The organism is Enterobacter cloacae complex sp. IR5402, from assembly GCF_049238125.1.
Lineage (GTDB): Bacteria > Pseudomonadota > Gammaproteobacteria > Enterobacterales > Enterobacteriaceae > Enterobacter > Enterobacter hormaechei_C.
On the sequence record NZ_JBMKHO010000011.1, the window covers coordinates 1 to 24,917 of the forward strand.

Sequence of the window (24,917 nt, forward strand, 5' to 3'; positions counted from 1 at the left end):
CGTTCCGACGTCCTTTGTCGCGCTACTTCCCAAACCGAGGTTTGTGCGAGCGTCTTCCACCTTCGTTGCCCCGGTCCCGCCGTCAGCGATTGCAAGCGCACCGTTGCTCCCTTTCTGCGCCAATTTCCCGATGCCGGGGATGGTTACGGCGGTGCCGTTGATGGTTACAGTGATGCTCTGATTTGCAGATGTGGTGGCGAATGTCTCCCACGCACCGATATTCTCGTCATACTCTTTGATGAGCTGCGACATCGCCTGCGCCAGGCCATCGACCGAGATATTGTCTGATACCAGAATGCCGTACTTCTGGCCACTGAGCGCCGGTGATGCAGCAGGCGTTACCGTCAGTGACGTGGCGCTGTTCACGGATGAAATCTGAAACATCTGCACCGGGTTGGACATAACGATAATTGTCTGGCCAGCGCGAACCTGGCTGGCTGGTGCAGTCCAATTTGTGCCGGTGCCGGTTGCGGTGTTTCCGTTAACGGCGATGGTGCCAGTGTTATAAAGCATATTTTCTCCAGGCAATAAAAAACCCCGCCGTAGCGAGGTTTGTTTTGAAACAGAATGAGTTATTGGCAGGTGGTGCTGGTGAACGTGTTGGCACTAACCCAGGTCCAGTTAAAGGGATAACCGGCGCGGTACTGGGTCTGATTGTTTTGTTTACGCACTCCGTAAATCTGGACACTGTTTTCCTGCCCGCCGATAAGGGCTGTACCGGAACACACAGGTTGCTGTTTCTCAATAACGCCAGCGCAACCGGAGAGTAAAACCGCCACCGCCAGGCAAAGAATCATGTTTTTCATAGTGGTTATATCCCAGGGCATTCACAAGGTTACACAATAACAATATGAATCAACGGGATATAATTGATTTGGTAGATCAATTATTAGAAATTGATCGCTGAAAACGATCAATCGTAGTTGGCGCAATTGATGGCCATGATGACGTTTCTCATGTTTGAGTACGCGACGTTTTGCAGCCCTCCGGAGGGGGTTGTCTGAGGTCTGGCAAATATCCGCGTATTGCTTCCCTCGAGTTTTGCCATGCTCTTGTAAATTGCAGCGTAGGGCTGCGGCTGGCCACCGGCTGATATAACCCCGGTAATCAGGCCGAGCATGACGGGCATGCAAGCCCACTTCCCCGCCCGGGTTGTGTTGATGTTGTAGCCTGAGCTTGCATCTACTCCGGCAGTTCCTATGGTAACAACATCGCCGAGCGTGCGCGTCTCGTGGGTTAAAATCAGGGTCCCCGATGCATCCCACACGGCCATCCCGTAATCTGGCTTTGTCTGGGGGAAAATTGTGAAAAAATAAACGTACGCTGTGCCGGTTGCATTAGGTCTGAGAAAATCAATCGTGATGGAGTTTCCGCTTACCGTCTGAGTGATTTCCACTTCAACCGTGCAATGAACGAAGGCCACAACGGGCTGACCTGAGGGAAAGGTGTGCGTCACCTTTGTATTGAAACCCGAGGTTCCCTGCAGTGCCGCTGTCTTTCGCGCCTGTAATGCAATTGGCGAGCTGTTCGCGGTAACCCATACCTCACCGCTCGTCGTCGTCAGTAAACCGCCGTACTGCGCCATTTATGCCCTCTCGATCTGGAAAATGAGAAAAGCTGCAACTGCGGGTTCAGTCCCTGCGGAATAGTCGGTATCCCCCACAGAGGAAACCGTTGCAGTACCGCCGGAGATGGAGATCTTCCTTCTTCCTGTTCCCCACTTATCATCGTTCATGGCCTGAAAGTAGGTCAGTTTGCAACCCGGTGGAAGGGCAACGGAATAAGAGCCTGTTTTCTGGTTAACGGCCAGTTGCAGATAGCCGCAAACGCTGACTGGCTTAATTCCATAGTTGTTAACCTTGCCTGATGCATCCCATGTTTGAACACCGTATTCCGCCATCGTATCTCCTGAAAAAATAGAGGCCCCGCAAGAGGCCTCCCGTCACCATGTACCAGTGATTCTCCCGATCTGCACCCTCAACACATTGTTGGAGTCCCGTACACTGATTGTCTGGTTGGTCTGTTTCATGGCCCCCTCGCCAGCTGTCGAACCGTAGTTCTCAAGCGTGCCCGTTCTAAAGTTTATGGACAGGCCAGCCTGGTTCGGAACGTAGTTAACCGAGCTGATTGTTTCAGCCAGTTTCGCTCGCGTGATAGTGGCATCGCCTATTACCGTATCTCTGATAATTACCTGCCCGTTCTGGATAACGAACGGAAGCGTAACGGTCGCTCCGGCCTGGTGGGTAACAGCGAAGCGGTCAGCCAGGAAGATAACCTGCGACTGCATGCCGGATGGCGTATTCTCCACGCCGATACCCATCCCTGCCGCGTAATACTGGCCGTTGCTGGATAACCCGACCTTAATGCTGTACATCGCCTTCAGGTCGCCGTTGACGTTCGCAATGGCCTGCGCATTGGTGGTGATCGCAGAAGTGTGGCCATTAACGGTCGCCGTGATGCTGTTTACCTGCGTGGCCATAGCCTGCTGGTAATCCGAGAACGTCTGATTCAGGTTGTTGATGGATGCTTTGTTGCCGTTAACGTCCGTCTGCAGACTCAGCAGAGAGCGCGCCGTTGCCTCCCTGTCGTTGACAATCACCTCATCAATGCGGTCCAGCTGTGCGCTGTTACCGGCGACTGAAGCCGACAACGATTTACGCGTGGCCACCTGAGCCAGGTTGCCCTGAATAATTGCGATAGCCGAGTTTTTCACCCCACCCGTCATGCCGTCCATAGACACGTTGATGCTATCTATTCGCTGACCCAACGCGTTATCAGCCGTTGCGACGGTCTGCTCAAGCTCTGAGAGAGAAGACGACACATCGACAACATAAAGCGAAATCTGTATCCGGACCTCGGACAGCCCGGTCCGCCTCAGTCCGTCACCAACCTGCGGGTCAGAAATACGCTGGAACGTCGCGCCTTCCTGCATCGTATCCGGAAGCAGCAGCGGGTACGTATCCAGCCCGGTAATCCGCTCGACGGCGGTTTTAATTGCTGACTCGATCATGGCGTGAATCCGCCTCTCCGGTGATGATTATCCGATCCGTCAGGCGCTCGACGTTGCGAACGGTATATACCCGGTCCGCTGTCGATACCTTCCAGTCCACGTCAACCTTGCGCGGGTACAGCGTGAAGAGGCACGTTTCGACGACCTGCTGCTGGTCCAGCGTCCTGACCTTCCGCCCGGATACCAGCTCCTTTTTGGACCAGGCCTTTCCGGCGCTCACCTCACGGGCCGGAAGCGTCTCGCCGAGCTCCCCGCGTTCTGTTTCCATGTAGCTAAGTGTTATCCGGCAGTTCAGCTCGCCGGGGCGCAGGGGGTCACTCATACGGTATGCTCCATTAGCGGGAACAGCAGGTACTCAACGCCCAAATCGGACGGCGAACCTTCTGCCGTGCCGGTGGGATTCAGATACCACTGCGAGACCATCATCTTCGCGGCCAGCTTGATATCTTCATCAATGATGTAACCCGTCTCACCGTCAGGCAGTGCGTCAAGCTGCGCCTGGTTCTCTACCAGCCTGCAGTAGTAGCTGCGCTCGATGCTGCGCTGAGCCGCGCCAATCAGGCTGGTCAGCAGGCTGTCGTGCTCATCAAAATCCAGCTCGAGGCGCAGCTGGGTTTTGGCTTCAGCCAATGTCAGTATCATGCGCGTCATCGTCCTTATTCGGTTGAAGGGCGCGTTCTGCATCTTTTGCCCAGACGGCGATATTTCGGTCCACCATGTCCTGCGCGACGGCGCTGTCAAAGCAGGCCACATCGCCACGGCTGTAGCGGCTGAACGGACCAAGGAACGTCACCGCGACGCGCCCGTTTTGTACCGCAGCGACTTTTCCAGTCAGTTTTGACATGCGTTCCTCTGGGGTTTCATCCTGTTTCGCATCACCACCTGAATCCGTATCGTCGCCGTCCGGACCGGGTTCGGTACCATCACCGTCACCACCGGCTTCGCCTGCAGAACCGGTGTTAACATCTGGTGCAGGTGCTGAAGTATCAGCTGCAGTCGTTACCGCTGGCTCGGCATTGGTGTCGGTGGCGGTATCGTCTTTCTGAGTGTTTTTGGTTTTAGGAGCCATGATGTTCACCTGTAAAAAAGCCCGCGCGGGGCGGGCTGTTAATCACGATTGTCGGAGTATTACCAGGTAACGCCGGTACCCAGCGCCAGGCCTTCGATATGGCGGAAGCCGATATCGTGCTCCATGATGACGCGGATCAGGGACTGGTTACGCGCGAACGCGGAAACGGTGTTCCCGTCTGCATCGATGTAGGTCGCCTCGCGGGAGAAATCGACCACCATTGCGCCGTCTTCACCAATCAGGACATCGTTGAAGTCCGCAAAGTAAATCTCAGACTCCTTGCCGCCCGTGCCCAGGTTCGCCGGAATAGCCGAGGTGCGCTCAATCGGATAGCCTTTCAGCATCCCCGTTGCCATTTCCGGATAAACCTTGTTGCCGTTCCCGTCGCGCAGGCCGAACAGCTTCATGTAGGTGCGGTTGGACATGCCCCAGCCGCTCTTCAGCATATTGCTGTTACCGTCCATGGCCATGAGGATGAGGGCATCAAGGTAGGTATCGATGGTCTGCAGGTTCACTTCTTCGTCCGCCACCCATGGGAGCGTGCGGCTACCCGCCGTGGCCACGGCCTTCATCCCTTTCGGGGTGTCGTTGGTACCGTCGTCACGGAGAAACGCCTTATCTTCACGGGTGGAAATGCCGCTGATGATGTCGCCTAAAATCAGCTGCTCGACGTTGAAGCCGCCGCGACCAATCAGCTGGTTGGAAATCGGCACCATGGTGATCAGCGTTTTGGCGTTCAGTTTGACGTCATCGAAAGTCGCACCGCTCGCCTTCACATCCTTGCCTTCACCGACATAGCTTGCCGTTGAGCCGCTGGCCAGTCGCGGGATCGCCAGGTTACCGTTCGGCAGTGGGATGCTTCGCGCCCCGAGCTTACGCACGATGGTGCGGTCGCGCAGGAGCTCAATCACCTCGTTCTGCATGTTCTGCGGAACGAGCGCGCCGCCTGAATTGGCTGCGGTCGTGATAGCCATCGACAGCCCCTGATCGTTCAGGTCTTCCGCAGCAAACGCCGCGGCCTGCTGCAGGTCGCCTTTACCTGCCGCGATGGCCATCACCATGCGGGTCATGCCTGCGCCTTTGTACTGCGCCGGTTCGGCTTTTACCTGCACAGCCGGTGCATTGCGACCGTTCTGCGCAGCCTTCACCGGAACTGCCGTGGTGGCGGCAAGACGTTCTGCCGCTTCCAGACGCTCAATGGATGCTGAAAGCTCATCAAACTGAGCCTGCAGATCGCTGAATTGCTCCAGCTGCTCCGCGCTCAGCGTACCGCCGTTCATTTCAATCTGTGCCAGGGCCTGAACCTGAGTGTTAATACCCGCGCGCTGGCGACGCAGTTCTTCGATTTTGTTCATCGTTTTTCTCTCTTTTACGCATAAAAAAAGCAGCCATCTGGCTGCTTACGGTGACGCTTCGCGTCGGGTTACATACGGGCCTGCTGATCCATAACAGCAGCACGTAACTGGATACTGGATTGCTGGGGCGAGGGTTTGTATTTCGCGGCAATCGCGTTGATGGCTGACTGAGGATCGGACATCTCATCTGCCAGCCCTGCCGCTATGGCGTTCTGCCCGAAATACAGCGCGGCCTGGGTGCCGATAACGGCGTCGATATCTATGCCGCGATACTGCGCGACGGAGGATGTGAACGTCTGGTATGCACCGTCGATCATCGCCTGTATCTGGGACGTGGCCAGCTCCGTCAGCGGTTCATGTGGGGATCCGTTGTTCTTGTTATCGCCGCGCGAGAACGTGGTAAATTTCAGCCCCACGCTCTCCTCCCATTTCGATGCTTCCATGTGCTCCAGGATGACCCCGATGGAGCCCACGCCGCTGGTTTCGCTGACGATAATTTTGCTGCAGGCCGACGCGATAAAGTACGCCGCAGAGAACGCGCTGAAGTTCACGATGGCCGTAATGGGCTTCACGCTGCGCGACTGGAAAATGTAGTCTGCCAGCTCCTTACAGCCCGATACCGCGCCACCGCCCGAGTTAATATCGAGCACGATTTCTTTAATGCCCGGGTCGTTCAGAAGGGAAGCCAGCTGGCCGCGAATACGCTCGTAGCTGTTCAGCTCCGTACACATATTCACGATCTGGCCACGCCGGGGGACCAGGATGCCGTGGACAGGAATAACGCCCACGCCGCCGCCGCTTTGCTGAGGTTCATTCGTTTCCTGTGACTCATCCGGCCCCAGGGCCATTTCCAGCGGGGCCACATTCATGCCCTGCAGGCGAGGAACCAGGATCGACTTCACCGAGTCCATGATTTGCCGCGTGGCGTAGTGAGGCACCCCGAACACCTGGTCAGCCAGGTGCGGCAGGTTGATTAATTTCGACATTGTGTATACCTGTGAGAGCCTGATAATCAGGTTTTATGCAGTTCGCTGCAGGATTGCGCTGATTTCGCTTATCTGCGCGGGGGTGGCTTTATCCAGCCCGTGAACGGTGCTGGTATCGACCATGTTCAGCGGCGTCAGATACTTGTCGCCGCCCTCTACCGGGGCCATGTTCTCCATGCGCCGGATATCGTTTACCGACAGCCAGCCCCACTGGCGGCCCAGCGCGTAGGACTCGTAACGCGATTTCTGATCGCCGCGCAGCAGCGACGAGACGTTGAACTCGATATAAAAGTCGCGACGCTCGCTGGGTAACAACAAATCGCGCATCATCGCCGCTTCATGGCGCTTCAGCCAGGCCAGCAGCGTGTACATCACGTACTGAAGCCCCTGGTGCTCGATGTTGTTGTTGGTCGATTTGTCGAGAAGCTGAATCATGTGCGGCGGGATTTTGTAAAGCCGACACACCTCGTTTACCGTCCACTGCCGCGACTGCAGCAGCTGCGCTTTTTCGTTGTCCTGCGACAGCTGCTTATAGCTCATGCCCTCCTGCAGCAGCGCCACGCTGAAGGCGTTTCGCACACCGGAATAGCGGTCCGTCCATTTGGCCAGAAGCTTGTCAATTGACGCCTGGCTCTTGATGGCTCCCGCCTCTTTGGGGCGCTCAATCACGCCGGACATCGTGGTGCCACGGGCGAACACCTGCGCGGCGTGCTGCTCAACCGCCATGCCCAGCCCGAGAACGTCCGCGTTTGTCTGAATCGGTGAGGTGCCGATGTATCCGTCGAGCGAGAAATACTTGATGTGATGCATCATGCGCATCGGCACCGTTTCATCCAGCTCAGGCAGCTCGTAATACGGCATCCCGTCCGGCCCTTTCAGGACGATGACCTTTTTGGGGTTAATCGGTATCAGTTCAGCGATATCGCCGTTGCCGTGCCGGTCAATCAGGGAATAGCTGTTCCCCTCAAGCCCCAGCACGCCCTGCTGCTGTTCGTAATATTCAAAGCTGGTGTCCTTTCTGTTTGGCTGCGAATGGATCACATCGTACAGGGGATGATCCGTTGCCCTGCGCCGACCGCCTTTTTCGTCGCGCTGATAAAGCTCGACGGGCAGCTGGGCGATGGATTCGGCAAGGAGCGTCACACAGGCGCGAATAGCCCCGATCCCCATTGCCGTTTCCGGCGTCACCAGCATGCCCGATGAGCTCTTGCTGGCGCTGACGCTACCGAGAACCGTTGTCCAGTTGCTCCCTCCCGGACGCGACCTGCCCCGGAAGAACTGAGGAATGAACATCAGTTACCCCCTGGAGAATCATTCGCAGGCGCAGCGGCTCTGGCAGCAAAATAGGATGCCAGAAGGCAAAACACGCCTGCAGCAATAATGCCTGCAGGCGGAAACACCATCCACGCGCCAAACGAGATAAGCGCCGCGCCGAACAGGCCGATCATAAAAGTAATAATTGCCGTTAACATGCGACGTCTTCCTCATCATAAACGGATTGATTGCTGGCCCGACCGTTCAGCATTGCGCGGCCTATAGCCATAAACAGCGCTGTCGCGCCGTCGATTTTTGACTGCTTGTCGCCCTTCGTCGGTCGGACTATATCGTCGCTTCCGGGGACATTTTTTCCGATAACGTTGCTGATACACCATGACAGGACCGGGTTACCGTCATGGTGGAAACGACCGCCAGCGAGCGCCGCTTCCAGCTCCTTCATCGGCGGCGACATGTTGGTGTAGTCCTGCCGGATAGAAATGGGCTCAAACCCGTGGTCCTGCAGCTCGTGGCTGAGTGCCGTGGCCCCGCTGGGGTCGATGGGGATTTCGCTGACGCGGACCTTATCAATTTCCTGAAGGTCGATAATGCTGGCCAGAATTTCGCGATAATCCGCTTCTGCCCCATCTGTCGCTTCAAGCGCCCCCATTTCGACGAACTTCACATACCGGTCTGCAGTTTTGGCAATTTTCGGGTCCGTGCTCCGGACCGTGTCCTCCGGTACCCAGAATTTCGGCCTGATGCAGTAGTAGTGTTTCTTACCCTCAATTTCGCGTACGAAAACGCCAACACCGGCGTTAAGATCCAGGCGCTGGGCAAGGTCCAGACCGAGGTAATAATCCTCGCCGGCAAAGTCCTCGTAGCGCAGGGATTTATCGGCTGCAGCATGCCATTGCGTCATGTTGTAGAACGCGGCTTTACCGGATACCCAGATATTCAGACGCTTCGTTTTAAAGGCGTTGACCTTGCGCGGAACCTGTTTAGCGACCTCCATCTCCGCCAGCAGATCGTCATACGATATCGACACGTTGAGGTTAGGGTTCGCTTTAATGAAGTTGGTCGGGTCGGTCCAGTCGTCCCCTTCATCGAGCTCATAAACCAGGCCAAACAGGCGGTCGTTAGGCACATGCCCGTTGAGCATCTCCTTGACCTGCTTATCCTTGTCGTAGCATGGCGATTCCAGCGACGTACCCGCCGTGGTGATGATAAGCGTCAGCGGCTGCGAACGTGCGCCCATGCCCAGCGTCATGGCTTCATACATGTGATCCGTATCGTGCTCATGATATTCATCAATAATTGCGCAGTGTGGGCTGTCACCGTCGCCAGGCTTCCCGGCGATGGGCGCGAACAGCGAACCGTCAGGACGGGTCAGGCTGTCAACCCAGACCGAAATACTGAATTTTGAGCGGAGCGACGGAAGGCGATCTGCCATCTGCCTGGCTGGGGTGAAGACCTTTTTCGCCTGCGCCATCGTGGTGGCCCCGCAGTACACTTCCGCGCTGTTTTCACCGTCAGCGCAGAACATGTACGTGCCAATGCCTGCCGCGAAAAACGATTTCCCGTTCTTCCTGGCCACCCGGATATACGCTTCGCGAAATCGGCGCTTTTTGGTCTTTTTCGTGACCCAGCCGAAAATTGAGCTGAATGCAAACGCCTGCCAGGGTTCCAGCTTCAGTTTTTGACCGGCTAAATCACCGCTGGAATGCGGTAAAAGCTGAACGAAACGGCAGGCGCGTTCCGCCAGTTCACGGTCGAACCGGTAGGGGTAATCCTTATCGAGAGAAATTTTCAGATCTTTAAAATGGCGCTGGCATGCCAGCTGGATGCTCTTGCAGGCAAGTATTTTCCCGTTCAGCACATCCCGCGCATACTGGTTCGCCATATTGACGCTCGGGTACGCGGCCATAATAAGTCCCTAAGAATTGGGAACATCGTCCCAATCAAAATTCGTCAAATTCATTGCCGGATTTACTTTCTTCGCCCGGCGCGCGTTTTCTGGCTCTGCTGTTGGGATCAAGTTTCAGAACTACGCTAAGACGGATAAGCTGTGAGATATACTTATCCCGCGCCTTTACTGCAGCTCCCATTTTCTGCCCACCGGCAGCAGTTTCATCCCCAATCCCATCAGCTTTTATTTCCTGGTTCGCGTCGTAAAGGAGCTGCACCGTATTGCAATATTCCATCAGCAGATAGCAGTCCTCCATTTCAAACGAACCACGATTAATCAGAATTTTACAGGTTCGTTTCCAGGCATCGATCGCCATCTCACCCAGCAGTTCATCCGGCGGTGAAACTGCACGAGTCAGAGAACTGACCTGCGTTCCGGTCTTCTTCTGCTTACGGCCTCCACCCGGCGATCTCACTCCGGTACTCATAGCGAAACACCTCAAAAATCATCAAAAAAAAATTCTTATTTCTCACGCGCAAAAAACTACCGGGAGCGGCAGTCCTTAAAAGCGAAAGGGGTTAAGGATTTGATCCCCCCCTCCCCATGCGCTGACCGGCCGAGTTTCACCGGAGACGCTCCCTTGCAGTCTTGGCTCGATGGCATGGCCAACACAATGCCTCCAGATTGAAATCATCGTCCGTTCCTCCGTGAGCCTTGGCAAGGATATGGTCGACGGTATTTGCACGTGTTGCGATGCCAGCGCGTCGACACTCCTGGCATATATGTTTATCTCGCAGAAGGATACGTGCACGCCTGACTTCCCAGGGACGCCCATAACCACGCTCTTGTCGGCTTTTACCGTTCTGATAGTTGCGCCATCCTTCACTGGCATGTTTTTGATGGAGATCACAGTAGCCAAATGAATCATTCACTACCGCTGAGCACCCCATATGGCGACAAGGTCTTTTAATACGAGGGGGCATAGCTAATTGTCTTAATATTGATGAGTTTGAGCATTAACCTCACTCCATTATAAATGTTGTCATTCATGCTTAATAACCCCCCCACTTAATTACATTGGCGAGTTATAAGAACCATGATGACTTGCAATCCCAACTTATAAAAATGAGATCAAGCTAATAATTATACATTATAAAGCCCACATATTAACCACATCCAACATGAACTGAATTTTATTAAGTTCGCCCCCACAAATTAAGGGTTTAAGTTGGTAGTTTCATGGTTCATTCATCTAACTCGCACCTTCCTTCGCTAGCACCCTACTATTAATTGGAGGTAATAAATACCAGCTAATTCATTTATTATACTTTGCTTAAATCTTTTAAGGTATATACATATGACAACTAATCAGCAACTCAGCACCTTCGCAATTACATCACAGAAAAAACCGCATCATCCAAGTGACAACAAAACATGCATGGTGCTAATGATTGCCTTTATTTTCAGCATTCCCTACGCCGCCGCGCTTAATGCTGCGCTGTTGGAAGAAAATAATTTAAAAGTTTCTTTAGCGTGGATTGGTATAGCCTTCGCTGTCATATGGATTGGATACGACTTGAGTAAGCTAAAAGAAAAAACTAAGTTCCATGTGATTTTTACAATCGCCGCCAAAGCTATACCTGCGATTTTGGCTTTAATTGGACTTAAGTTTTCCTAACCTCATTATTTTTTTATTTAAAAACAATGAATTAAACAATCCACTACTGAGTTACCCCCTTATGAGGTTCGCACTATGGTATCTAAGCAACGTTAAAAACTGATCGAGCTGGTCCTTGTAGGCGGAATCAGCATTGCCCGGTACGCGACGCGCCCCCCCCCCACGCGAGTTATCACACGTTTAAGAAGCTGGCGCCGGGGGAATGGTTTAACTCGGTTTCAGTTTCCCGCTATATCGAACTCTATGAGCACGAGATACTGGCGAAGCTGAATCCGGAACAGACCTGGAATGAGCTGCATCTGTTGGCAAGATGTGAGCCTGTACTGCTGTGCTGGGAGCCGCCGGGAGAGTTTTGCCATCGACAGTTGGTCGCGCGGTGGTTCAGAAAGGAGTTGGGAATTGCTGTTGATGAGTACAATCCCCACGCCACACCGCAGTTGGATATGTTCTAAAGCAAAGCCGGGAAAACCCGGCTTACTTCTTGTTAATTGGCTTGGTGACTATATTAGCGCAGTGCGTATGAATTTCATGATAGGAAATCTCGCCATCCACATATCGAATATGATTGTCATTGATGAAAAGCCAAGATTCCGTCACATGCTTATTGTCCACCAACGAACCCTCCAGGCTAAACCAAGCAAAAGCGGCTTCAGCCAATAAATCAGTCAGCTCATCAATCTTCGCTGGATTATCCCTTGTGGTTCCCGGAGGGCTCAAATGGCTTGGAAGCGCAACCAGGCAATAGGCGTATTTGGCGACGGCTGATTTAAAATTTACCTTCGCCTTAAACTGCTCCTGTTTTTTCCATTCTTTCATCGCGCAAAACGCAATACCTACGGTTGCAGCTGTAAATATTGCAGATATTGCAGCCCAAATTGTTGCCCACGGCCAAGCGTAGATTGTTTGCCACATGAAAACCTCCTTGAGTTAAGTAGATTATTCTACCCTGGTAAACGCATAAACTGGGGATTGCTGTTGATGAATACGATCCCCGTGCTACACCGCAGATGGATATGTTCTGAAGCAGAGCCGGGGAAACCCGGCTTTCACTTAAAGACGAATCTTATCTTCAGAATGCTGTCACACGCATTATGCAGAACAGTGCTACCGTCCTCTCCTTTAAGAAAAGATGAATGATGCGAGTAAATATTATTCCAGTGAGCCAGAACATCGATCTCCTTATCAAGCAAACCTTCGCAATAAAGAAAAGTATTACGGCATTGATTAAATTTTGAAATCAAACTCATCCTTAAGTCGTAATAATCGGCGTATGCCTTCTCATCACTTAAGTCATCAGGAAGAAGGAGTAAGGCGTAAAGGTAATCTGCAATAGCTTGTTTAAAAGCCATCTTAGCCTTCAACTCATCTTGTTTTTTCCAACGTAACAGTGCCAACCCAGCAACAATAACTGCCAATAATGTAAAAATTGCCGAAATCGATGCCCAGATGTTTGCCCAACTTGCTCCCAAAATCGCCTGCAACATAAAGCCTCCATGATTTAAGGAGGTTATTCTACCCTGGTAGGTATCTAACTTCCGATAGCGAGCATCCCATCAAAGTTGATTTTTTCGGATATTAAGCGCTGCCTCGAGTGCTAAGCGAGTGAAGCATGTCTGATGAGTAAGGCATTATCGCAGGTACTCAAGGAATGCCTGCTGTAATGCTCTCGGCTCTTTTCTCAACATAGCCCCTTGCTATGCACCAGACGCTCTCTCAGGATCACCAGCTGAGAAATAGACGGGCTAACATCGGGCCAGCCCTCTTCCCCGCAGCTATCGAGCCATATAGCTAGGAGGATAAACAGAATCAGCATTATTGATTCCAGGTCAGTGAACTGGATTGACGCTGAAACTCAATCTCACGAACACCAGCAAAGTTATTGTTACCTTTCTCAATAACTGCCAGCAGCGGCTTAATCCACAGGACAGCCTGGCAATAGGTCATTGAGCTGGCGGCAGCGGTACGATCATCGGCTTGGTTAGGTCTGCCGGTATCGGTGTACATGGCGCTGGCACGTAAACTGTGCGCGTATTCGAGCAGCCCACCAGCAATGTCAGCAGGAACAGGCAAATCACAGGTTTTTTCACGGCGGAGAATCTCCCGGTATTCGATTACAGTTTCTTCGGTGCTGATATCAATCAGCGAATTAAGCCTGTTGGCGTGCTCTGCAACCTGATTGTATCGGCTGAAATTGAAAGCCTGAGTGGCAATCACTTGCCCCTGTAGCGTGTTATCACTGCGAAGCACATCGTTATCACTCTTGATATTTTTGACATCAGCACAACTCTTTACGAGAGCAAGTGACAGGCCAGCAATAATGATAATGACGACCAGACCAGGATTAATTTTCATTGTCCTAACTCCCAACAAGTTAGCGCGCTTTCCTGATCGCGCCGCTCTACCTGTCCATAACAACCATTCTTCTGGCCTTTAGTTAGGCGACAATCACGTCCACCGTCCTTAATCCACCAGCGTATTGCTTCACATGCCCCTTTACGATCTCCGGCGTTAATGCGCTTATAGAAGGTCGAAGGGAAACATTTACCCGGGCCAATGTTGTACGGGCAGAAGGATGCTATACCGACCTTCTGCGGCTCTGTCAGAGGCACTTTGATATTGCGATCAACCCAAGCTAATGCCTTATCGCGTTCAATAGCGTTAACCTTCCGGCATTGTTCCTCAGTGGCTGTCATGCCCCTAACAACACGTCTGCCATCGATAAAGGTAACGCCGTGACATAAAGACCAGACCCCACCCGGATCAACAACGGCCACCAGCGCATTGCCTTCTTTCTCGCTGATGAACTGGTCAAAAATGAGTGGAGCAGATGCACCTGATGCGATTAGTGCCAGCACTGCTGCGCTGAGTTTTGATTTATTAGACATCATTCACCTCGCGCAGCTCTTCGACGGTCTGCTTTGATTTGGAAATAGAGGTTGGTGAGAAAGGTGAGCAAGCCGAACAGTAAACTACCGATCACACCTATAGCCGCCCACTGCTCTGGGGAGTAACCGTCAAGAAGTCTTCTAAACCAGTAAATGGCACTACCTCCCGATGCGCCGTAGGAAATGCCAGTAGTTATTTTGTCCATTCGATACATGCTCTCACCTCGCTCTATGCGGGTGCTGTCGTGAGAATAAAAAAAGCCCGCTTTTGAAGGCGGGCTAATGAGTTGACTATTTGTAAGGTAGGTGTGAGTAAGGCCTATGCTCAGGAGTGAAGCTGTATCGGCTGATTCACTATCGGTCCAGGAGAACCACAGGGCATTCAGTTACTTCCCACAACTCAAAGAGTAGCAGCAGTTTGCAAAACCATAAAAAAAGGCCTGCTTTTTATGGCAGGCTCTCAAGGAATTTGAAGCTTGTATTATTGTTGTCATGGTGCCGGGTGCCTCCCGGTGACTCTACCCCAGTTAGCAAAGCCGCGCGCATACCTGCAGATAGCAGTCGACTGGAACGCCCTTTCGCTTAGAAAGGATTCACCACAGAAATAAATTACGCTGAACTTATTCCTTCGGTCAATGGGATTAGACATCGCCACCTGATGGAGGTCTTACAAATGAAAAAACCTCGCCGAAGCGAGGCTATTTGAATTTGAGGCACCTCATCCAACAAACCACCCCGGTTAGTTGGATTTTGACGAGATGCTTTTGGATGAGCGCTGAACCCAAGGGTCAGTATTTTCACACAGCAATTTTGCGAAAAGCAGCGCTCACGCAAAAACATCTATGGGAGATGAAGGAAATTGGCATCGATAATGAAATCCGAGATAACATCAATGTAAATAACAACTCCAGCTATAAGGCTGGCAATCAGTATCAGGGCAATCATCCAGACGCCCATAGGTCACCTCTTCTGTGGTATTCCCAATACAATCCTTATTCATCACTACATAGAGATGAAAGTACATTGCACAGCTAACCACAAAACAGATTACCAACGCCAGCGTTTTGAGTATCTTTAACAATAGATTCTCCCTGTACATTTATTGTACGCAGTTTAATTCAAACTGGATCAACAAACTGTCAACACAAGGGATAAACCATAGCTTGCAACACCGGGCCCTTAAAATTTTTTTTACGTCGAATATGTCTGGTGAGTTCGGCGATATGACAGGGGTACTGGTGGAATGCACCTTCGCGAATACCCCTGTCGTATCGCCGTAAAACAAAAGCCCCGACCGGCGGGGCTTTTGTTATATTCAAATTGTCGCTTAAGTTCGCTGCCATCGCGGCGCAGCTCTGCCAAGCATGAATGAATTATCTAAATTCCTGGCTCGTTTTCAATATATAAATAGAATTAGAGCACGAAAAGTTAAAATCCAATCATTCAACTCTGCTCAGCCATGAGTTTCCGCGTAGATAAAAAGACCTTCGCCCTGAATATCTCCAGGCACCAGCGAACTCGTTTTCTGGCCTCCCAATCCGTTAGCCACGGTGCGATAGACTGTAGTTCCCGCGTAATGTCTGAGATTTTTTTGCGTGTGGTGTAATACTGCAGACCGACGATATAAACCGGGTCATTTACATCAAGCGCCTGTAGCACTGACTGCTCGACAAAATCAACGTCATCATTGTGCATAGCTTCATCAATGATGCTGGTGGCGGGCTGTGGCCACAAAATGGCGTGAGCACGATTTAACGCCTGCGGCCCTCTGAATCCCTCTGCTCGAGCTTGTTCTAGTGCAGCTGTAAAGCGAGACAATGCCTTATCCGACCATCGCCCGCCCTTAAGAACATCCCAGCATGCATGAGCGCGAGGCAATCGTGGGGCTGTTCCACCGCTTACCCCGTCTCCCCATGTTGTCAGTAGAGACTTAATCCATGCGGATTGAATACTGGTCAGGAGCATGCTTTTACCTAACCAGCTTTTGCGTGGCGCAGAAGCTGCTTTGCCCAGGGCTTCAATATGATTACGGCGTTGACGTGGTGTCATCCTAATTAGCTCCTTACGCCAGAACGCCGAGCGCATAGGCCCGGTCCAGCACTCTAATGATCATTTCCAGCTGCGAGCCATATTTGCGCTCGAATGCCAGGCGGTCGTTATGCAGTTCGGTATGATGTTTTCGGCAAAGTGGAATGGAGAAGATGTCGTGCGCTTTTGTTGCCATGCCACCCTGCCCCCATCCGATTAAGTGATGCGGGTCGTCTGATTGCTGCTGGCAGCATTCGCAGGGCTGTGTTTTCACCCAATTCAGATAATCGCGACTTTCCCAGCGCAGACGCTTTGGTCGACGCATGAAAGACTGAGGCGGCGCTTGATCCACCACTACACCCACCAGCGGTTCTGTCTGAGCATCAGGCAGGTCAACGGCTGACACTAATTCCCCAAGGATGCTGGTGGCCGGTACTGCAGGCGTAACATCGCTTTCGCGACCAATCCTGCTTTCTTCAGGTAAACGAAGTACTTCCCGGGCGCAACATTCCGGTAAGGCATCCGTTACAGTCTTACGAACAGCCCACCAGCTGAGTTCAGGGAGGGAAATCTCGCGGCTTTTGTCGATACCGAGAGAAATACGAACAGAATCCAGAACAAAGGCAATTACGTTTCTGCATGCCAGCTCTGCCAGCGCCTCGGTATGCTGCTCTCGCAACTGATTGTCGCAATAGCCACAAAGCAGGATGGAGCCCGGCTCATGGTGCATGATGGTTAGTTCATGATAGTGGTAATCACTGTGAGCACACTGGCAATGTCCGCCACCATACTTCAGCAACCAGTAATCAAGCCCGCTTATGCCACCAGCTGCAGTCAGTACCTTTTTATTCAAAAAGAAGCTTCGCAGCTGCTCATTTTCAGCCAGTGGCTGCCGCGCATCTGAAACACGACCAGTTTGATACCCGGCCATACTTTCTGGCTGGCGCTCGATCAGCACTCTTCCTGCGGTGAACAACTCCATCAGCTCTCTTCCTGGCTTCAACAGTACGACACCCAGCTCCCGCGCAATCACAGGTTGAAGAAGCGCACGCATCACTCGCTCTCCCTGATAATGATCTGCCCGTTCTCGCCCCAGAGCTTTGTTATCCTTGAATCCCAGATATGCGTGTCGTCTTCGAAGAGCGCATCCATCAAAGACTTCATCAGGTTATCAAGATCGGGCTTACCCTGATGGGGCTTCCCGTTCATCTCTGCGCGCTTTTTCTTGCTCCAGCTCTTCGGCATTGGAAGAACGAAGGTAACGTGTGAATTTGACTCTGGCATGTAAATGCCCAGCAGCCGGACGTGATCGCAAAAGGCCCGGTAACGCATAACTTCAGGGCGCTTTTTCCATTTGTCTGCACGCGTCATGCGTGGCTTACCCATCGGGAGGATGTTGTAGACGGTCACGATCACCCCCATGCCCGGGAACGCATACTTTGCGCCGTCTTAGCTGAGGATTTTTGCTGAGGTAGTAATGCGCTGACTATCCAAAGTCGAGGGTCAATATCAAGGCTTTTCTCGACCTGAACGCCTTTAGACTTATAGCGTGCCACCAGCTCATTGGCTTCTTCGGTTGTCAGACCGGTGTGAGTGAACCAGCTTTTCTTCATGCCACCTCCTGCAGTTGCAGAGGCAAAAGAAAATCGCTGGCCCTAATAAGGGTCAGTGAGGAATTAATTTTGATCTTTTCTTGCGCCATGGTTTGTCTCCAGTGGCGCAGCAGGTATAGGGTGTTCAGGCCTATGAATTAAGTCTAACAGAGTTGAGAGTGATACGAAAACAGAAAGGAATACATTATTTATTTGTAGCAATATAAAGAAAAACCGAGCCTAAGCCCGGTTTCAACATTACATAGTCAGTGACAAATTACCATTTGTCACGATAATCGAAGGCGACAAAGTAATTGAACTTGCTGGTATCAATTCGATTCTGGAAATGCGGTTGCAAGAATGGCACCCACCCATTATCCATATCAAATTCACCGTTATTGAGGTTGTCCTTCATTGGAAGACCGAGGCTCTCCATTACTGAACTATCCTCTCCAAAGTCTTTAGATACCTCTTCGCCCTTGAAATCTTCTGTCTTCTTATCGAACCAGCTAATGCGAATTTTTAAGCCCATAAATCCCTCTCAAAGATATTTTTTAATGTTGCGCTTCGGATCTGGCCCTTTGACCTGCTTACCCGATGCAGGGTCAAACGCGCCCAGATGGCTACCATCACTCGCGCGATAACCTTCAAGCTCCCCATGCTGGGAATCCCATTCGTAAATTTTACTCTTTTTATCACCATACCAGCGAGGTCGTTTACCGCCACCATTTTGTTTAGGTGTTTTAGGTGCACCTTTGGTCAGGTCACCTAACCCCTTAATTTCATCAGTTTTTGGAACAGGATGATAATCATGGCCATAATCTTTTGCACCTTTACGCGGCTTTTTCTTTTCGTCAGCCAGTTTTTGCTCTGAAGCCTTTTTCTTTTGCTCCTTCTGCTTACGGCTTTCGACAGCAACACTCAGAGCTTTCTCAGCATCTACTTTTTCTTTAAGGGATGCATCGTAGGCTGTTTGCCGTTTTTTGGCATCCTCCTGGGCTAACCCCAATTGGTAACCAGCTTGCTGGAATACACGATGGCCAGGATGACTCTGGTCATGAGCATATTTTAAAGTTTCCTGAACGAACTTCTTTGCATTTTCTACACGTTTATTAGACTCGTCGAGTTCACTCTTACGCAGAGGGATCGCCTGAACAGCTTTGTTAATTCGCGCCTGAGCTTTTACAATATCGCCTTGAGCACGACTCAACTCATCTCCGGCGTCTTTATCTTCTTTAGCTGCAGCATCAACCGGGTTATTTAAAGCCCAAGCCAGCGTACGACGTTTCTCCTCCTCCTGTCGCTTTTTAACTTGATCAGGGGTGCTCACCTCTGTCACGGAAATATAAATAGGAGGGCTTTTGCCATCAGGGAAACGAACCACGGCTTCGTGAGTGCTTTGGCCAGAAGTGAACCCCGGGAAACGAGATGGTCCCTGCTCTTTTTGAATACCTTTTGATTGTGATTGTGATACAGCCGGTGCTTTCCCCGTATCAACTTTCACGTGCAGATCCGGTTTACCCGGAACTACACCAGCAGTGTAAACCCCTGCGCGTTTCGTTGGTTTCGCATCGACAACCGGAACGCTCATCGGCATGTTTTTACTTTTGACCACAGCGATATGCTGTTTACCATCCTCATCAACAATATCAGCAATTCGAGTGTGAACAACTGTAGCTTTCTGAGTCGGTAATGCAGCGGGAAGAGTGGTCGAGACTTTATCAAATGGCAAAGAGTTAACCAGATGAGCCGTCGCCATCATACGGGGATCGTCTTTGGCGATTTCGGATGGAATCAGAGCGCCAATAGTTGCTCCTAAAAGACGGCCGGCAAGCGGAGCTGCAGCGACGGCACCTTGCTCAAGGCGCGTAAGTGCAGCTTGCATGGCTTCCTGAAGCGTCGTTTTGGTAAACAAGGTAAAACCCCACATACCATCATAAACGCCGATGACAGCGGGTACACCGTATGCAGCAGGTTTCTGCGCCTCGGGCGTACTAGAGAGGTTTGCACCGGATGAATTAGATCCGTTACCGCCTCCATTACCGCCGCCACCCCAATGAATGCCGCTATCTTTACCGCCAGAACTACCATCAACATTAATAGTATCTTCGTTAGGCATAAAATTCCTCTTTGACTTTAAAATCAATAAATAACACCAATAAACTGTACATACATACAGTTGTTTTATGCTATTCCCGAGCTGCTTTAAAGTCAATGTGGAAAGATACAAAAAACGAAAATTGGTAGTTTTTTATTATCTCTAAAACAGTAGGTTGGGAGGAGATATACGTATGGAAAGGGGATTCATCTACAGAATGCCATGTAGTCGATTCCGAGAATGAGAACATAGAGTTATTGCTGCACCAACAACTCTATATTCAAAATTGAAATGTTTACTTGCCTGAAACTAACTTGACGGCAAATGAACACGATATCCTGCTTTTTCCAACATTTGGGTAAATAGCGTTGGTGTACCAATAATTTCTTCGTCCCGCAAAGGAGTAAACGACACCATATCTCCACGCCTATACATCAAAGCGCGGTCACAATCTGGAAATGAGTGCAGTCTCGCAACGATAACCCCATCGTTGCATCTGATAATCGCGTAGCCATTGTTAGGTAATTCTTCTTTTTGCTTCACCAATCTCCCCTCCAAACTGGAAAATTTCTGCATGCTGTTTCAATAAAACCAGTCGTCTGCACTTTCCCAGGTCTGCTGGAGGATTTCCTCAACCTTCTTCTTGGCTTCTTTTTCGCCACCGTAAACACTTAACCCATCGGAACCTGCGCGACGCACAATCAGACAGCACTCATCGAACTGACTCTGGAGTCGTTTTAATAATTCTCTCTCAAGTGCCGGGACTGCACCCTCTGGAAGTTCTTTAGTACGATCAATGGTTAATTCAACTTTCATAAGCGCCTCCACCGCAAAAGCTGTATGTTTATACAGTACACTTATGGAGAAGTTTGATCAACGTCTTAACAGCACGAATTGTTAAAGTATGATTATGTTGTTTACAAACGAGACAGTGGGCGTTAATGTCGAAGCAAGTATTATTCACCCAATAAATTCTTCATTAAATCAGCACCATATAACTAATCTTTAATGGAATCGACAAGCCATGACAATAGCCATTTCACCCAGACTCATTCTTCGTTCATTTAAAGAGAGTGATGCTTTAGCACTTCTGGATTATCTATCTTCGCCACGTACTCCCTGTTTTCAGGATGAAACGCTCAACTCAGTTGAGGATGCCGTAGATGAAGTATGCAGAAGGGCAAAAGATCCAAGCCAATTTGCTGTTTGCCTCAAAGAGGCCGACCTCCTTATTGGCCATCTGTTTGCAGAAAATAGTGGCGAGCCAGATGCTAATACGTGGTCCGTAGGTTGGCACTTCAATCAGCGCTATGAAGGGTACGGGTATGCAACAGAATCAGTTGGAGCCCTGTTTAAATATTTGTTTAACGTGAAACAGGCAAGGCGTCTCTATGCGTACGTTGAAGACTACAACCTGTCCTCTCAAAGATTGTGCTCCCGCCTTGGTATGCGACAGGAGGGTTGCTTTAAAGAGTTTGTTTCATTTATTACGGATGAAGGCGAGGAAAGATATGACAGTACATTTGTTTATGCCTTACTAAAAAAAGAATTTAAATCAACGATTTAATCTATATTTCAAGTGCTTATCACAGGATGTAATTTTTGGCTGTGCCATATAATTCCCCAGTGTGAAAGGAGCGGACATTCATTGTACTGGTTTGTTGAGCTCAAACAGGCAAACAATGCTGCCTGCTGCAGGTTATTTATTATTTTGCCAAATGTTTTCGCATCAGTGCATTTTCTAATGTAATTCCACGGCAAATAGGAAAACCTCTCTCCACTACATGAAAGCCGTGTCGTAGAAAGAACGCTTCCGCAGCCTTACTTACATTTGAAGTAAGCTCACTAGTTCCATGTTGCCTCGCTTCCTCATGAATGCAATTCATTAGTAACGTCCCTACCCCCTGTCCTGAATAGATTCCTGAGACATAAAAATGGTCAATGTACCCATTTGGTTGGAGATCTGCATATCCAGCTATTTCACCATCAAGCTCTACAACAAAAGGGCGTAGTTGCCTCATGTGATTGGCCCATTGTTCCAAGTCGATTTCTGCCGGGGCCCAAGCATCAATTTGTTCATGTGTGTAGTAGTCTGATGCGATGGTATGTACAGAAGAATAAAACACGTTAAATAATGGGATTTCATCCCCATTACGGAACCTTCTTATTTTCATAAAACCTCATTATGAAAGCTGCTTGTAGAACAATGCTACTTTTTGTGAAACAGGGTGTCATCTCCTCTCTCACAGTGGGCCCATTCCCAGTTAGCCAGTCCGTTCTGTGCCAGGAACGAACATTGCAAACATCCTTCTCGGGGCAGGTCACTGTTGCCAATGACCTGCCCAGGAATTGGTTAGCAAATTACTACCAGATTTTGTAAAAATAGCCCTTCATTTTAAAAGTATGCGATCACTTTCAATAAGCGTCTTAATTTTCTATCTTTCATCATGTTCTAGATCCCTCTGAAAAACTCTGCTGAGTTTGCCAAGCACTGATACATAACTCTTTTCCAATAATTGGGGAAATTATTCAAATCTATAATAGGTTTCAGATTGGCTTCAATAAATGCCGACCGTAGCTGCTGAGAGGTAGCGGTTGGACTAAATTGTCTTATAACCCTTGCGAAAGAGTTTCTTTGAGTAATCACTTCACTCAAGTGTTTTCCTGCCTCCAAGCGATATCTGTTAGCAATATTTAAAAGCGTGAAATGATGAATAGCTCTGTTTTTGTCTTCCTGCCGCCAGGTCGCCGGGCATTCAACATAAAAACTGATAGCTCCCGGGGTTCCGGAAACGAAATTAGCATATATCCATTGCTCACGAAAGAAAATATCCTTGTCAATATAGGGATGAATCGCTTGGTGTTCCTCATCCACTGCGAAAACTTGACCTTTCTCTCCCATATTGCAGTCGCGGCACGACGGAACTAGATTAATAGGCATCACCGAAAACTCAGGATAATGTGCAACAGGAAGAAAATGATCGATATTTTTTGTCTGTCCTATATCACCACAAAATGGGCATTTTTCACCTGATGAAACTAGCATGTCATCGTAATATTCTCTAGCGGGTTTGTTTTTATCTCGGAGATTATTTTCATAAAGGTTTTCTAATTTAACCTTTGTTAGGTTACCAACTACCAAGGTTGTAGGTGCAAGAGGTTGTGTCCTAACGTAGGTAAATAACTGACCTATTGAGCTTAATGCCCTATATTGCTGTTCTTTATGCAAAAAAGTGGGGAAGTGAGCAATGAAGTTATTTCTAACATTTATCTGCTTCATACCTTCCGAGCACTTATTAAGCATTTCGCTATAAGTTCTCACTGGGAGAGGTAGTTTTTTCATTGTACTTTACCTTCATCCCTATTCATTATCATCGCTTTTAAAACAGTTCGTCCTTCTAATCCTATCTGTTCATTATAATTTTTTAGAATAGCTTCATAAGAAAGCCCTGAGTCAACGGACTGTGATAATAAATGGTGGTATCCTGAATTTGTCACTTCAAGTAAAAACACCTCACGAGTTAAAACACCTAAGTTCTCACCAAAAGTTTCAATATCCGGACGGATAATATTCATTGCTTCTCTTGACCGCAGAACTTTCCACACGCAGGATTTTGGAACCTCTTGCAGTACTACTGGGGAATGAGTTGCAATTATTGCTACACCATTGCGTGCATCGAGTAAGTCGCTTAATGTTCGTAAAAAAGCAGAGAGCAAAGGCGGATGCAAATGAACCTCTGGTTCATCGAATAAAACCAATGACTTTTCACCAACGACATCTACTAATCTTGTGATAGTAAATAAAACAATTGCATGCCCAGAGCTCATTCGTTGCAGATAGTTCTGAATATTATCATAAAGCAATTTAGTGAATTTCTTATTGTCTACTTGAATCTGTGATTCATTACGTTTTAATTCTTCATATTTAGAAATGAGACTGATGAGTTCCATATTGGAAAAGTTTTCATCACTACTTAGTTTTTTGATGGCTTCAAGCCAAAGTTGTCTCTTTCTATCTGCTCTCATGCAACCAATAAATGCAGAAACGAATTCCAGACGAAGATCGTCTAGTGATTTTAAATTATTACTGGCAGCATTCTTAAGTCCAATATAAAAATATTGTGTACCTTTTGCAGGGTCTGGTTGTTCTTTAGGAGGAGTAAAAGGATCAAATGCGCTAAACGAAACTGAAATAAGCGATCGAAAATATCCTTTTGGGATTCGTGACTCAATAAATCTATTATTTTCAGAGAAAAAATATTCATTGCTTTCTGGATTAGTGATTGCACCAATCATCCCATTCAAAATTGTTGTTTTGCCACACCCATTCCGCCCGATAAAAGCATGAATGTTCGTGCTGGGCTTTGAATCAATCGCCACTTCAAAAGGTATAGTTAAATCACTGAATCCGGAAGCACCTTTTCTGTTAAATGAAAAGTGGAAATCTGACAATTCCGGCAAACCATTTAACACGCGTGCGAACTGCCCATGAATTTCTGAAAGAGTGACCCCTCTAAGTAATGAGGTGTTAAGGACACTTTCATTTTCAATGTCGACTAATCGATTTGGCCGTACTACCAAATCCTGCATACCTTTAAGAAGGTTATTTTTAAAATCATTGCTTAACTTGCTGAGATTAACATAATAGTCAATGCTTTCACCTAAGGAAAAAAACATTTCAGGGAGTTGACTGAATTTTTTATCTATTAATGAATAAGTACTTACTTCTTCTTTTTGACCGATAAAACCAATTTTAACATTCCCGATATCGCATTTTTCACCATGCTCATCAAAGACAGTAAGATAAAACATTGTAACAAATGAATAATCATTCCAGCCATCTGCCCGTAGGAAGGCCTTATTTTTTTCTACCGCAGGAATATACCCACCTCTTTCAATAACCCTAAACTCTAACATATAGTAACCCTTAACTTTTATTAAAATAACTGAAATGTATTTGGCGGCAACACAGGATCTTTCATTTAAGTTACTCCCTATTACATACGTTTTCCATCAAACAATTAGTAGTATTGAACTTAACCGCTCATCGTGA

Annotated in this window: 31 protein-coding genes and 2 pseudogenes; 2 read left to right on the forward strand and 31 right to left on the reverse strand. The window is 49.1% G+C overall.

Annotated features, from left to right (window positions below; all coding sequences use genetic code 11):
* The 15 genes and pseudogenes from ACOTXL_RS17080 to ACOTXL_RS17150 form a co-directional block, all read right to left on the reverse strand.
* A pseudogene (locus ACOTXL_RS17080) lies at positions 1-513 on the reverse strand (phage tail protein); the annotation flags it as partial.
* 59 nt (positions 514-572) lie between these two features.
* The gene (gene cor, locus ACOTXL_RS17085; protein WP_045135225.1) at positions 573-806 is read right to left on the reverse strand and encodes a phage exclusion lipoprotein Cor; all 234 of its coding nucleotides are present in this window, start codon (positions 804-806) and stop codon (positions 573-575) included.
* A gap of 107 nt (positions 807-913) precedes the next feature.
* Positions 914-1,585 carry a hypothetical protein gene (locus ACOTXL_RS17090; RefSeq protein WP_045351077.1) on the reverse strand — a complete coding sequence of 224 codons (672 nt, stop codon included), beginning with the start codon at positions 1,583-1,585 and terminating at the stop codon, positions 914-916.
* The gene (locus tag ACOTXL_RS17095) at positions 1,586-1,900 is read right to left on the reverse strand and encodes a hypothetical protein (RefSeq protein ID WP_045351076.1); all 315 of its coding nucleotides are present in this window, start codon (positions 1,898-1,900) and stop codon (positions 1,586-1,588) included.
* 42 nt (positions 1,901-1,942) lie between these two features.
* Positions 1,943-2,833 (reverse strand): annotated as a pseudogene (locus tag ACOTXL_RS17100) (DUF1983 domain-containing protein); the annotation flags it as partial.
* Positions 2,834-2,990: 157 nt separating this feature from the next.
* On the reverse strand, positions 2,991-3,332 hold the full coding sequence (locus ACOTXL_RS17105; protein ID WP_044865532.1) for a phage head completion protein: 342 nt from the start codon (positions 3,330-3,332) through the stop codon (positions 2,991-2,993).
* Positions 3,329-3,652: a head-tail connector protein gene (locus tag ACOTXL_RS17110; protein WP_010433118.1), complete on the reverse strand. Its 324-nt coding sequence runs from the start codon at positions 3,650-3,652 to the stop codon at positions 3,329-3,331. The genes ACOTXL_RS17105 and ACOTXL_RS17110 overlap by 4 nt, the downstream gene beginning before the upstream one ends.
* Entirely contained in the window at positions 3,633-4,079 is a 447-nt protein-coding gene (locus ACOTXL_RS17115) for a hypothetical protein (protein WP_052683337.1), read from the reverse strand. The genes ACOTXL_RS17110 and ACOTXL_RS17115 overlap by 20 nt, the downstream gene beginning before the upstream one ends.
* A 59-nt stretch (positions 4,080-4,138) precedes the next feature.
* Positions 4,139-5,434, reverse strand: coding sequence for a phage major capsid protein (locus ACOTXL_RS17120; RefSeq protein WP_045351074.1), 1,296 nt, complete (start codon positions 5,432-5,434; stop codon positions 4,139-4,141).
* A 68-nt stretch (positions 5,435-5,502) separates the two neighbouring features.
* Positions 5,503-6,420, reverse strand: a complete 918-nt coding sequence (locus ACOTXL_RS17125; RefSeq protein WP_045351073.1) for a S49 family peptidase — start codon at positions 6,418-6,420, stop codon at positions 5,503-5,505.
* Positions 6,421-6,453: 33 nt separating this feature from the next.
* Positions 6,454-7,713: a phage portal protein gene (locus ACOTXL_RS17130; RefSeq protein ID WP_045351072.1), complete on the reverse strand. Its 1,260-nt coding sequence runs from the start codon at positions 7,711-7,713 to the stop codon at positions 6,454-6,456.
* Positions 7,713-7,892: a hypothetical protein gene (locus ACOTXL_RS17135; protein WP_045351071.1), complete on the reverse strand. Its 180-nt coding sequence runs from the start codon at positions 7,890-7,892 to the stop codon at positions 7,713-7,715. Before ACOTXL_RS17135 ends, ACOTXL_RS17130 begins: the two co-directional genes overlap by 1 nt.
* Positions 7,886-9,601: a terminase large subunit gene (locus ACOTXL_RS17140; protein ID WP_045351070.1), complete on the reverse strand. Its 1,716-nt coding sequence runs from the start codon at positions 9,599-9,601 to the stop codon at positions 7,886-7,888. Before ACOTXL_RS17140 ends, ACOTXL_RS17135 begins: the two co-directional genes overlap by 7 nt.
* A gap of 34 nt (positions 9,602-9,635) precedes the next feature.
* Complete coding sequence (locus ACOTXL_RS17145; RefSeq protein WP_045351069.1) at positions 9,636-10,070, reverse strand: P27 family phage terminase small subunit; 435 nt, start codon at positions 10,068-10,070, stop codon at positions 9,636-9,638.
* 136 nt (positions 10,071-10,206) lie between these two features.
* The gene (locus tag ACOTXL_RS17150; protein ID WP_045351068.1) at positions 10,207-10,566 is read right to left on the reverse strand and encodes an HNH endonuclease; all 360 of its coding nucleotides are present in this window, start codon (positions 10,564-10,566) and stop codon (positions 10,207-10,209) included.
* A gap of 374 nt (positions 10,567-10,940) precedes the next feature.
* On the opposite strand from ACOTXL_RS17150, the gene ACOTXL_RS17155 reads away from it, so the two are divergent.
* Positions 10,941-11,261, forward strand: a complete 321-nt coding sequence (locus tag ACOTXL_RS17155) for a hypothetical protein (RefSeq protein WP_045351067.1) — start codon at positions 10,941-10,943, stop codon at positions 11,259-11,261.
* A 474-nt stretch (positions 11,262-11,735) separates the two neighbouring features.
* Here the strand turns inward: ACOTXL_RS17155 and ACOTXL_RS17160 are convergent, their stop codons facing one another.
* From ACOTXL_RS17160 to ACOTXL_RS17220, 13 genes are all read right to left on the reverse strand, one after another.
* The gene (locus tag ACOTXL_RS17160) at positions 11,736-12,173 is read right to left on the reverse strand and encodes a hypothetical protein (protein ID WP_052686676.1); all 438 of its coding nucleotides are present in this window, start codon (positions 12,171-12,173) and stop codon (positions 11,736-11,738) included.
* Positions 12,174-12,307: 134 nt separating this feature from the next.
* Positions 12,308-12,745 (reverse strand): hypothetical protein, encoded by a 438-nt coding sequence (locus ACOTXL_RS17165; RefSeq protein WP_045351066.1) that lies wholly within the window; start codon positions 12,743-12,745, stop codon positions 12,308-12,310.
* Between the two features lie 328 nt (positions 12,746-13,073).
* A complete protein-coding gene (locus ACOTXL_RS17170) occupies positions 13,074-13,613 on the reverse strand; it encodes a hypothetical protein (RefSeq protein WP_045351065.1) in 540 nt (179 codons plus the stop codon).
* Positions 13,610-14,146, reverse strand: a complete 537-nt coding sequence (locus tag ACOTXL_RS17175; RefSeq protein WP_045351064.1) for a lysozyme — start codon at positions 14,144-14,146, stop codon at positions 13,610-13,612. The genes ACOTXL_RS17170 and ACOTXL_RS17175 overlap by 4 nt, the downstream gene beginning before the upstream one ends.
* Positions 14,146-14,361 (reverse strand): class II holin family protein, encoded by a 216-nt coding sequence (locus ACOTXL_RS17180; RefSeq protein WP_023292747.1) that lies wholly within the window; start codon positions 14,359-14,361, stop codon positions 14,146-14,148. Before ACOTXL_RS17180 ends, ACOTXL_RS17175 begins: the two co-directional genes overlap by 1 nt.
* A gap of 1,228 nt (positions 14,362-15,589) precedes the next feature.
* Entirely contained in the window at positions 15,590-16,195 is a 606-nt protein-coding gene (locus ACOTXL_RS17185; RefSeq protein WP_045351063.1) for a hypothetical protein, read from the reverse strand.
* Positions 16,196-16,208: 13 nt separating this feature from the next.
* Complete coding sequence (locus tag ACOTXL_RS17190; RefSeq protein ID WP_045351062.1) at positions 16,209-17,228, reverse strand: DUF968 domain-containing protein; 1,020 nt, start codon at positions 17,226-17,228, stop codon at positions 16,209-16,211.
* Complete coding sequence (locus ACOTXL_RS17195) at positions 17,228-17,596, reverse strand: RusA family crossover junction endodeoxyribonuclease (RefSeq protein ID WP_045351061.1); 369 nt, start codon at positions 17,594-17,596, stop codon at positions 17,228-17,230. Before ACOTXL_RS17195 ends, ACOTXL_RS17190 begins: the two co-directional genes overlap by 1 nt.
* Positions 17,587-17,787, reverse strand: a complete 201-nt coding sequence (locus ACOTXL_RS17200; RefSeq protein ID WP_045351060.1) for a hypothetical protein — start codon at positions 17,785-17,787, stop codon at positions 17,587-17,589. The genes ACOTXL_RS17195 and ACOTXL_RS17200 overlap by 10 nt, the downstream gene beginning before the upstream one ends.
* A 256-nt stretch (positions 17,788-18,043) precedes the next feature.
* On the reverse strand, positions 18,044-18,298 hold the full coding sequence (locus ACOTXL_RS17205; RefSeq protein ID WP_023315840.1) for a colicin E3-like toxin immunity protein: 255 nt from the start codon (positions 18,296-18,298) through the stop codon (positions 18,044-18,046).
* A gap of 9 nt (positions 18,299-18,307) precedes the next feature.
* Positions 18,308-19,885 carry a colicin-like bacteriocin tRNase domain-containing protein gene (locus ACOTXL_RS17210; RefSeq protein WP_072050209.1) on the reverse strand — a complete coding sequence of 526 codons (1,578 nt, stop codon included), beginning with the start codon at positions 19,883-19,885 and terminating at the stop codon, positions 18,308-18,310.
* A 288-nt stretch (positions 19,886-20,173) separates the two neighbouring features.
* Positions 20,174-20,407 (reverse strand): hypothetical protein, encoded by a 234-nt coding sequence (locus ACOTXL_RS17215; RefSeq protein WP_230201754.1) that lies wholly within the window; start codon positions 20,405-20,407, stop codon positions 20,174-20,176.
* Between the two features lie 39 nt (positions 20,408-20,446).
* Positions 20,447-20,680, reverse strand: a complete 234-nt coding sequence (locus tag ACOTXL_RS17220; RefSeq protein WP_023315838.1) for a DinI-like family protein — start codon at positions 20,678-20,680, stop codon at positions 20,447-20,449.
* 208 nt (positions 20,681-20,888) lie between these two features.
* Between ACOTXL_RS17220 and ACOTXL_RS17225 the strand changes: the two genes are divergently transcribed.
* Entirely contained in the window at positions 20,889-21,431 is a 543-nt protein-coding gene (locus tag ACOTXL_RS17225) for a GNAT family N-acetyltransferase (RefSeq protein WP_045350066.1), read from the forward strand.
* A 139-nt stretch (positions 21,432-21,570) separates the two neighbouring features.
* On the opposite strand, the gene ACOTXL_RS17230 is transcribed toward ACOTXL_RS17225, so the two are convergent.
* The 3 genes from ACOTXL_RS17230 to ACOTXL_RS17240 all read right to left on the reverse strand — a co-directional run bounded on the left by ACOTXL_RS17230 (position 21,571) and on the right by ACOTXL_RS17240 (position 24,781).
* On the reverse strand, positions 21,571-22,038 hold the full coding sequence (locus ACOTXL_RS17230; RefSeq protein ID WP_045350068.1) for a GNAT family N-acetyltransferase: 468 nt from the start codon (positions 22,036-22,038) through the stop codon (positions 21,571-21,573).
* 278 nt (positions 22,039-22,316) lie between these two features.
* On the reverse strand, positions 22,317-23,207 hold the full coding sequence (locus ACOTXL_RS17235) for an HNH endonuclease (protein ID WP_045350070.1): 891 nt from the start codon (positions 23,205-23,207) through the stop codon (positions 22,317-22,319).
* A complete protein-coding gene (locus tag ACOTXL_RS17240; protein ID WP_045350072.1) occupies positions 23,204-24,781 on the reverse strand; it encodes an AAA family ATPase in 1,578 nt (525 codons plus the stop codon). Before ACOTXL_RS17240 ends, ACOTXL_RS17235 begins: the two co-directional genes overlap by 4 nt.
* Positions 24,782-24,917: the final 136 nt, after the last annotated feature.